We start from the raw sequence: 8,524 nt of genomic DNA, 5'->3' as shown, positions 1-8,524 counted from the left end.
TCTCCAAAAAAGAGTTATGAGTTAGCTCATAATTTAAAACGTTGGCTAGTGATCATCTATATAATAGAAGTCACTATAAAATATTGTTTGTTGACGCTTGTTTGTTTAGTTTTCAAAGAGCAATTTTATTATTCTGCCGCTCAGAAGCGACTTTCATAATATATCATGTGTTCGACTTAATGTCAATCACATTTTTCATTAATTTAACTGCTGTTCAATCGCTTTTTGATTAGCTCAGCAGCGACGTTTATTAATATATCAGGATAACTCATTTGCGTCAACCATATTTCTAAAAAAAATATAAAGATTCTATTGAGGATATGTAATTAGCTTTTATACATGCTTTTCTTCGCTGGCATATATTTAAGACATTCCTTGGGAGAAGCTATTCTTTTAAAGAGTGAAAACAGGATTTGGTATCTTTCTTTCATCGATCTCTTCACAACATGGTCAATCCGATCATCCTTTAAGTCGAAAAGGATTTCGTCCATTTCTCTTTTGATTAAGTATTCCAGTTCTTTTAGTTCTTTTTCATTGATCAGAACACCAAGCATACATACACTCCTGTTCATTTTCTCATAGTGATTGTAGTGTTATCTTTTTTGGGGATTTTTATAATCTTATTTTTTATTATCATATCTTTTGAAAATGAGAATAAAAATTAGACAAGGAGTGCATTGGACGAGGTGGTGAGAAAAATGAATTTCTTTTTTGTATTAAATGCAAAATCGATTAAACAGATTTTGGTCATCATGATTGCTGCTTTTTTCACAGCATGGTTCTTTTACATGGAAAATATGATTCAAATCCCCGCATTCTCTGCGAAAGATGAACCGAAAGCTATTTATAAAGGCGAAAAGGATTTAGCCTTGACCTTTAACATTGGCTGGGGGGACGAAAAGGCTGAACCCATTCTGGACATCTTAAAGAAAGAAAAGGCAACAGCTGTAACTTTCTTTTTATCTGGGTCCTGGGCTGAAAGGCACCCTGACCTGGTTAGCAGAATGGTAAAAGAGGGCTATGAAATTGGGATGCTTGGTTATGACTACAAAGATTATACCGAGCTGGAGGATGACAAAATCAGGCGCGACATCATGAAGGCCCAGGAAGCATTCAAGAAACTCAATGTAAAAAACATTGAATTACTGAGGGCCCCTACAGGACATTTTGACCAGCGCACTTTAAAAATTGCAGAACGTCTTGGCTACACAGTTGTCCATTGGAGCCTTGATACGAAGGACTGGACCAATCCGGGCACTGCCGTTATTGCTGAAAATGCTGCTAAGGCAAAAAAAGGTGACATTCTATTAATGCACGCATCCGATTCAGCCAAGCAAACAGCAGATGCACTTCCGCTTGTGTTAAAGGACATTAGAGGGAAAAATTTAAAGATGGTCACCGTTTCTGAATTGATTGCGAACGGGAACTCTAAATCAGCTGAAATAAAATAACCGTCCAATTAAGCATTGGACGGTTTTTTTTGTGCCTTTTTATTCACTTTTATGTTCCTATCAAGGGCTTTGCGCTCCTCAATCGATTTTTGATTTAACTTGTGAAGAACCAGCAGCTGATATGCGTTACAAATTAACAATGGGAAGAGCATAAGGTATAGCCAGCTATGTTCGTTAACCCGCAAAACCGGAACCCACTCTATCACTGTCACAACCACCATGAAAAATAATGCTGGGATAAATGCCTCTTTGTTCGTTTGTTTTGCTTTTATAAAAGCTGTAACAAGACCTGCAATCAAAACAATCCCTGCAAGTCCTAAGTATGGCAGGATACTTTCCCCTTTTTCAGCAAATGAATTAAAACGAAAATAAACAAGATCAAATAATACAAAGGCAATCAAAATAACCTGTACCGCATTCCAAAGAGATCTAAAAACACCAAGTCCAAAGCGGTGAACCGTCAAGTAAGCAAAGAACCCCATTTGGCTAAGTATGCTAAATATAAGTCCTACACCCATAAGCCATAATAAAATTGAAAAGAACTCCATAAAGCTAAAATCACTTAATAACTGCTGGAACTCACTCCAGCGGACAATAAAACCAACCAAGCCCGTTGTCACAGCTCCTATAACAAGGGTGGTAAGAAATAAGTTAACCCAATTACGGCTTGTCAAAATTTTTTCCCCCATAAAAAAAATAAACTGCACTACTTGATTGTACCAATGCATGTATGAAAAATCTAGGTGCCCGCTTGGTGTATAACATTTTGCCTTATAACTCATTCTAAGATTAGGGCTGTCTATGTGAAAGGGGAATGAATATGAAGAAAACGTTGAAATTTTTAATCCCCGCCGCCTTTTTAATTTTGGCTGCCGGCTGTGCTCAAACAGAGTCAGGCGGGGGGCAAGTGGATTACGAAGAAACAAAAAAGATGGTTGTCGATATCCTAAAAACTGATGATGGCAAAAAGGCTATCCAGGAAGTGATGGGCGACGATGGCATGAAACAAAAATTAATTATGGACCAGCCGGTCGTAACCGATACAATCGAAAAGACATTAACATCTGAAAAAGGAATGGATTTCTGGAAGAAGTCCTTTGAGGATCCGAAATTCGCCGAAAGTGTCGCAAAAAGCATGAAGAAAGAAAATGAAAAACTGTTGAAAGACTTGATGAAGGATCCTGAATATAAAGGCATGATGATTGAGGTTATGAAGGATCCGGAACTGGAAAAAGAATTGACTACTCTTCTAAAGAGCAAAGAGTATCGTGAACATCTGCAAAAAGTCATGTCTGAAACCTTTGAGAGCCCGCTTTTCAAGGCAAAACTGCAGGCCCTGATTGTAAAAGCAGCTGAGGAACTCCCAACTCAGAAACCTGAAGGCGGCGGAGATGGTGGCGGTGACAGCGGTGGCGGAGGAGGATCCAGTGATTCTGGCGGTGGATCTTCTGGAGGACAGTAATTCACCAGTGAATTTCACTTTAGCAGCAAAAATTAATAAGCCTCTCCCTAGTTATACGGGAGAGGCTTATTTTTGCTAAAGAAAACAGCTTTACTTGTCGAGCATATGGATGATTTCTTGTGCAATATTCGTATAAATTGCGCCAATTTGATCATCCTCCTGATAGATTGAAGGAGCAAAATCCTCTTCGTTCCAGGTTGGCTGACCTAAAGGCAGCCTGCCTAAAAGCTTAGTATTCAGCTCATCAGCTAATTTATCCCCGCCGCCTTGGCCAAAGACATACTCTTTTTCCTCAGTCAGCTTGCTTTCAAAGTAAGACATATTTTCAATAACGCCAAGGATTTCATGTTCAGTTCTTAATGCCATAGCACCTGCTCGGGCAGCAACGAATGCTGCTGTAGGATGCGGTGTTGTAACAATAATTTCTTTGCAAGTTGGCAGCATAGTATGTACATCTAAAGCTACGTCCCCCGTACCTGGCGGCAAATCAAGCAGCAGGTAATCAAGCTCTCCCCATTCAACCTCATTGAAGAAGCTGTTCAGCATTTTTCCGAGCATTGGCCCGCGCCAGATAATCGGTGCATTGTCTTCAACAAAGAAACCCATCGAGATTACTTTTACTCCATGTCTTTCTACTGGGATAATCCTTTCTCCTCTTACAACCGGACGCTTCGTGATGCCCATCATGTCCGGAACACTAAATCCGTAAATATCAGCGTCAACTAGTCCAACTTTTTTGCCAAGACGTGCAAGTGAAACGGCAAGGTTCACAGATACAGTCGACTTACCTACTCCACCTTTTCCGCTTGCGATGGCAATGAACGTCGTTTTGCTATTTGGTGAAAGCAAGCCTTCCTCCTCCGGTGCCGCTGTCTGGAATTTCGAAAGGACCTCCGCAGGAAGTTCAGTGAATCTTAATCCAACTGTTTCTGCCCCTGCTTCTTTTAAAAGGTTAACAATTTGCGTCTGGAGTTGCAGCTGTTCCGCTGTACCCGTTTTAGCAATCCCAATTTTAACGCTTACATGATTCTTCTCTTCTTTGATCTTAATTTCTTCGATCGCATTTATTTCTTCGAGTGTTTTATGTAAAAATGGTTCCTTAAGGTCTTTTAAAAGTTCACGTACCTTAGCTTCAGATAACATAATGACACCCTCCTCTATAAATTTTAATTCACTCACAGTATAACACATTAGAATAATTACTAAGTGTTAAACCTATCACACATTTCTGAAAGATTATTGTTGCCTATTTTTTTGGATAAAACCTATCCCCATATAAAAAAGAAGGATCACTGACCCTTCTTTAGTTGTTCCAGAATTTTTGTTCATCGGTAAAATAGCGAAGCATTCCCTCATATATCGAGGCTGCGACCTTTTCCTGGTAATCCTCTTGTCTGAGGTTCGCTTCTTCCTCAGGATTGGACAGGAATCCAATCTCAAGCAGCACCCCAGGTTTATTAGTATGTTTTAACAAATAGATATCATTTGCTGGCTTCGCTTTACGGTCTGTATTTTCCAGGTTCCGGCGCAATTCATCCTGAATCAATTTTGCGGCCCTTTTGTTTTCTTTAAAATGAGTAGAGTAAAACGTTTGGGCTCCCTTCCATCTCGGCGAAGGGATCGCATTCAAGTGAATGGTCGCAAAAAAGTCTGCCTCTGATTCATTAATCAAATCAAGCCGCCTTTTTAAATCCTGAACCTTTCTCTTGCTATATCCCTTTAGGCCTGTATCGGCAAGGTCAACATCTGTTTCCCGAGTCATGATGACGAGAGCTCCCTGCTGCTGAAGGTAATCCCGCAATTTGAGAGCCACATTTAATGCGATATCTTTTTCAAAGGCTTCCTCTTCCCCCGCTCCCGGGTCAACACCGCCATGGCCAGGATCAAGGTAAATGATTTTTCCGGATAAAGGAAGATTCCATGATTCCCAAGAATCGTTTTCAGCAAAATCATACTGCAATATAAGGAACAGCACGGCCAGGCCGGCTGCAAACAAGATCATTTTGAATTTTTTCAGCATTTCTAAACCATCCTTCCCAGCTAGTCCCTGTTAATAAACTATATGGGACAGGTCAATGGTTTAGAACTTAAGTCATTTCTCTAATGCAGTCTCAGTTTATATTTCTTTTCACCTTTCATAAAACCCTCTCGCCACCAGCCACCGACATATTGTTCGCATAAATAATAAAGCTCCTCCGATCCAGTACCTTCCTCACCCTTCCCCCAGAAAAGGAAAAAGTTATACAGGGTATCAATCAGGTGGCGCTCCTCTTTATCGCAGCGGTACTTAACTGCTTCAACTGATTCACCAAAATAACCAAATCGGCTGAATTTCGCACCAAGCAGGTACGCTTCAATCGCAACATCATAGCACGCTTCTTCTATTCCTGAATTCATCACAAGATTGGAAGTCAGCCTTGATGAACCAAAATATTGTTTCACCCTGTTCTGCAGGATGTTTATTGATAATTCACGCAGCATTGATCGTTCATATTTAATTTGTTTTTCTCTTCTTTTATCTACAAAAGTCGTTACGACGTTCAATGTATTCTCACCCCTTAGGAAATAGTGTTCAACCTTCCCCGAGGTGTAATGCAATAATAAGTGACGTTTCCTTTTCCAGTTTTCTCAGCCGTTTACTGTATAAAAAAGTTTAAATTAAAAAATAGCAATTAGGATAAATAGCCCAGATTTGAATCTAATTGTAAAAGTAGATCTTTTAAATAACCCTACTAACGATACTGTTCATTAATATTCTGAATTGTTAGAATATAAATCACAACCAGAACTCGCTTCAATTTTATCTCTAAGGAGGGAAAGAAATGGAGCAATATGTTCGCGTTATTCCTTACAAATTAATTGAGGAGAATGAAGAAATCAACGAAATTCCAAAGGGCGTCGAGTTAATTCAGGCACCTCAGATTTGGAATAAGACGAAGGGGAAAGGCATCAAGGTTGCAGTTCTCGATACTGGCTGCGATATTACTCACCCTGATTTAAAGGACAGGATTATTGGCGGCCGGAATTTTACCGATGATGATCGAAGCAACCCTGATATTTTTAATGATTATAACGGGCACGGCACACATGTATCTGGGACGATTGCTGCTACAGAAAATCATGCCGGTGTCATTGGAGTGGCACCTGAAGCTGGATTATTGATTGTGAAGGTCTTGAACAAGGCTGGTTCCGGCAAATATGAATGGATCATTAAAGGCATTCATTATGCGATTGAACAAAATGCAGATATTATCTCGATGTCACTCGGCGGTCCGGCAGATGTCCCTGAACTTCATGAAGCCATTAAAGCCGCTGTTGAAAAGGACATACTTGTCGTTTGCGCTGCAGGCAATGAAGGGGATGGGGACGACTCTACCAATGAATTTGCCTACCCTGGCTGCTATAACGAGGTGGTCAGTGTTGGAGCGATCAACCTTGAGCGGGGTTCTTCCGATTTTACAAACTCACATAATCAAATCGATGTAGTCGCACCTGGAGAAGGTATACTTTCAACTTATCTGAACGGAAAATATGCAAAATTGAGCGGGACCTCCATGTCAGCTCCGCATGTTTCTGGTGCGCTTGCACTGATTAAAACATATGCAATTCAGCAATTTGAACGGCCACTTTCCGAATCTGAGTTATATGCCCAATTAATCAGACGGACGGTTCCACTTGGCATTTCACCAAAACTCGAAGGAAACGGTCTGGTCTACCTTACCGTCCCAGAGCATCTTGCCGGCCTTTTCGACCAGAACTTCAAAACTATGGTCGCTAATGCACTATGATTAAGTCCAAAACCATTTTTGAGGAATGGATTTCGGCTAAGGACACACATCTGGATAGCATTAGCAACAAAGCGTACTATGATTGTGCACTGGATCAAAAAATACAAGAAGACTATTACAGAAATATCAATTTTGACTTGTTGAATGCCGAAGATGAGCTTCATTCACTTTTAATAACCACACACACTAATCCATTAAGTTATTCACCACACCAATATGTATATCCATGGGTTGACCTGCAGGAGAACCTTCGGCTAAAAAGTTTATACTCCGGCCAGAGTCTTGATCCCTTAAAAACAATTGAGGAGGATTTAAGGCAGTTAAAGGCTTTTCAGGAAGCTGAATTATTTACGAACGAGAGCATCATTTATAATTGCGAACACGTTGTCCCCCAATCGTGGTTTGGAGGGAACGAGCCAATGAGAGGAGATTTGCACCATCTTTTCGCATGTGAACCGGCCTGTAACAGCATGAGAAACAATTATCCGTATGACGATTTTCAGTCCTATACTCCTGAGCTGACTGCTAACGGAATTAGGACAGGCTGCGGCATGGCAGAAAATCAAAAATTCGAACCCGAAAACGGAAAAGGAATTTCAGCACGAGCGGTGTTTTATTTTACGTTGCGGTATAAGAGAGTGATCTCACTCGGGGATAGAACGGATTTGGGGCTTATGCTTAAATGGCACCAGAAAGATCCCGTGACATTATACGAAAAACATAGGAACGCTGCCATTCAAGAGCTTCAGGGTAATCGAAATCCATTTATTGATTTTCCGGAATACGCAGAAAAAATGCTTGGAATGTAGAAGACCGCCTGTAAATAGGCGGTTTTTTTTGCTTGGCCGCAACTTCTTTAAACTGGATTACTTCATTCCGGGAAATGCCTGCTTCTAGGTTTACCCTTTTACCCTGCTCATTACCTGCATTTACCTAATACTGTTACTGAGGAATTTTCCCCCAAAGGGCAAACTAATTCAGAATACTTATGAAGGGATGGATTGTTATGTCAATGGAGTGGTTTGACCGAGTAGTTGGGGAATTGCAGGATCATCTGGAGTCCATTTGCGAAAAATACGACCAGGAAGGTCAGATGGCTGTTGAGAGAGGATCCAAGCATCCAAGAATCGAATTTTTTGTCGACTATGAAGATGGAGAAAGAGATTACTTTTATTCTTTATTTTTCGATCCGCACAACGAAGAATTCTATATTGAAAAAATCGATGATGAACTAGAGCAGCCTGCCAGAGTCATTCTTTCAGACATAGACGATATTGTAGATGCCGTTCACGAAGGATTCCACGATTACATAAGCGATAGCGAGGATAGCGACGCGGTCGTTTATGTAACGGATGAAAATGATGACACTATATATGTGGATACCTACGGAGAAGACGAGTTTGATGATGACGATGATGACGATGATGAACTCTACATGACAGAAATTGTAGACGATGATGATATTTTCGAAGAAATAGATGTCGAGTGGGAGACTCCTGAAGTCACCGCATTCTTGAAGGAAGATGAAGTGGAAGTGACATACCAGTTTGGGGTGGTCCAGGAAACAGGCGACGGAGTCCTTCGCCGTATAAATCGCTTATGGATGGAGGATGACGAGATCGTAAAAGACGAAACTAATTTTATTTTCACAAAAGAAGAAGCAACCACGATCATCGCGATGATTGCGAGCCATATGGATTTGATGATGGGGTATGAGGATTGAATGAAACAGACGGAGGTTCCGCGTTTGGAATTCCTCCGTCTGTTTTAGTCTGCCGCTATTAAATAATATGTTGATTGAAGGGTAAGGCATCTTCCTGCAG

The 8,524-nt window shown here is 40.7% G+C and carries 10 protein-coding genes; 5 read left to right on the top strand and 5 right to left on the bottom strand.

Translation table 11 applies throughout. The features are described from left to right. Positions 1 to 326: 326 nt before the first annotated feature. On the bottom strand, positions 327 to 554 hold the full coding sequence (locus WB217_RS12440) for a hypothetical protein (protein ID WP_423993537.1): 228 nt from the start codon (positions 552 to 554) through the stop codon (positions 327 to 329). A 144-nt stretch (positions 555 to 698) separates the two neighbouring features. Here WB217_RS12440 and pdaB point away from each other — a divergent pair, with 144 nt between their 5' ends. Beyond that, entirely contained in the window at positions 699 to 1,451 is a 753-nt protein-coding gene (pdaB, locus tag WB217_RS12435) for a polysaccharide deacetylase family sporulation protein PdaB (protein WP_423993536.1), read from the top strand. Positions 1,452 to 1,459: 8 nt separating this feature from the next. Here the strand turns inward: pdaB and WB217_RS12430 are convergent, their stop codons facing one another. Then, positions 1,460 to 2,125, bottom strand: coding sequence for a KinB-signaling pathway activation protein (locus WB217_RS12430; protein ID WP_423993535.1), 666 nt, complete (start codon positions 2,123 to 2,125; stop codon positions 1,460 to 1,462). Between the two features lie 146 nt (positions 2,126 to 2,271). Here WB217_RS12430 and gerD point away from each other — a divergent pair, with 146 nt between their 5' ends. Beyond that, positions 2,272 to 2,913, top strand: a complete 642-nt coding sequence (gene gerD, locus WB217_RS12425; protein WP_423993534.1) for a spore germination lipoprotein GerD — start codon at positions 2,272 to 2,274, stop codon at positions 2,911 to 2,913. Between the two features lie 90 nt (positions 2,914 to 3,003). On the opposite strand, the gene WB217_RS12420 is transcribed toward gerD, so the two are convergent. From WB217_RS12420 to WB217_RS12410, 3 genes are all read right to left on the bottom strand, one after another. After that, positions 3,004 to 4,056, bottom strand: coding sequence for a P-loop NTPase (locus WB217_RS12420; RefSeq protein WP_423993533.1), 1,053 nt, complete (start codon positions 4,054 to 4,056; stop codon positions 3,004 to 3,006). A 160-nt stretch (positions 4,057 to 4,216) separates the two neighbouring features. Beyond that, positions 4,217 to 4,933: an N-acetylmuramoyl-L-alanine amidase CwlD gene (cwlD, locus tag WB217_RS12415; RefSeq protein ID WP_423993532.1), complete on the bottom strand. Its 717-nt coding sequence runs from the start codon at positions 4,931 to 4,933 to the stop codon at positions 4,217 to 4,219. Between the two features lie 80 nt (positions 4,934 to 5,013). Next, positions 5,014 to 5,457, bottom strand: coding sequence for a YbaK family protein (locus WB217_RS12410; RefSeq protein WP_423993531.1), 444 nt, complete (start codon positions 5,455 to 5,457; stop codon positions 5,014 to 5,016). A gap of 278 nt (positions 5,458 to 5,735) precedes the next feature. Between WB217_RS12410 and WB217_RS12405 the strand changes: the two genes are divergently transcribed. The 3 genes from WB217_RS12405 to WB217_RS12395 all read left to right on the top strand — a co-directional run bounded on the left by WB217_RS12405 (position 5,736) and on the right by WB217_RS12395 (position 8,424). Next, the gene (locus WB217_RS12405) at positions 5,736 to 6,701 is read left to right on the top strand and encodes a S8 family peptidase (protein ID WP_423993530.1); all 966 of its coding nucleotides are present in this window, start codon (positions 5,736 to 5,738) and stop codon (positions 6,699 to 6,701) included. Then, positions 6,698 to 7,510, top strand: coding sequence for an endonuclease I family protein (locus WB217_RS12400; protein WP_423993529.1), 813 nt, complete (start codon positions 6,698 to 6,700; stop codon positions 7,508 to 7,510). The genes WB217_RS12405 and WB217_RS12400 overlap by 4 nt, the downstream gene beginning before the upstream one ends. A 197-nt stretch (positions 7,511 to 7,707) precedes the next feature. Continuing rightward, the gene (locus WB217_RS12395; RefSeq protein ID WP_423993528.1) at positions 7,708 to 8,424 is read left to right on the top strand and encodes a hypothetical protein; all 717 of its coding nucleotides are present in this window, start codon (positions 7,708 to 7,710) and stop codon (positions 8,422 to 8,424) included. Positions 8,425 to 8,524: the final 100 nt, after the last annotated feature.

It is taken from the genome of Mesobacillus sp. (assembly GCF_049588175.1).
In the GTDB taxonomy this organism is placed as follows: domain Bacteria; phylum Bacillota; class Bacilli; order Bacillales; family Cytobacillaceae; genus Mesobacillus.
Note: the sequence above shows the minus strand (reverse complement) of the source record. Positions and strands in the feature narration are given on the sequence as shown.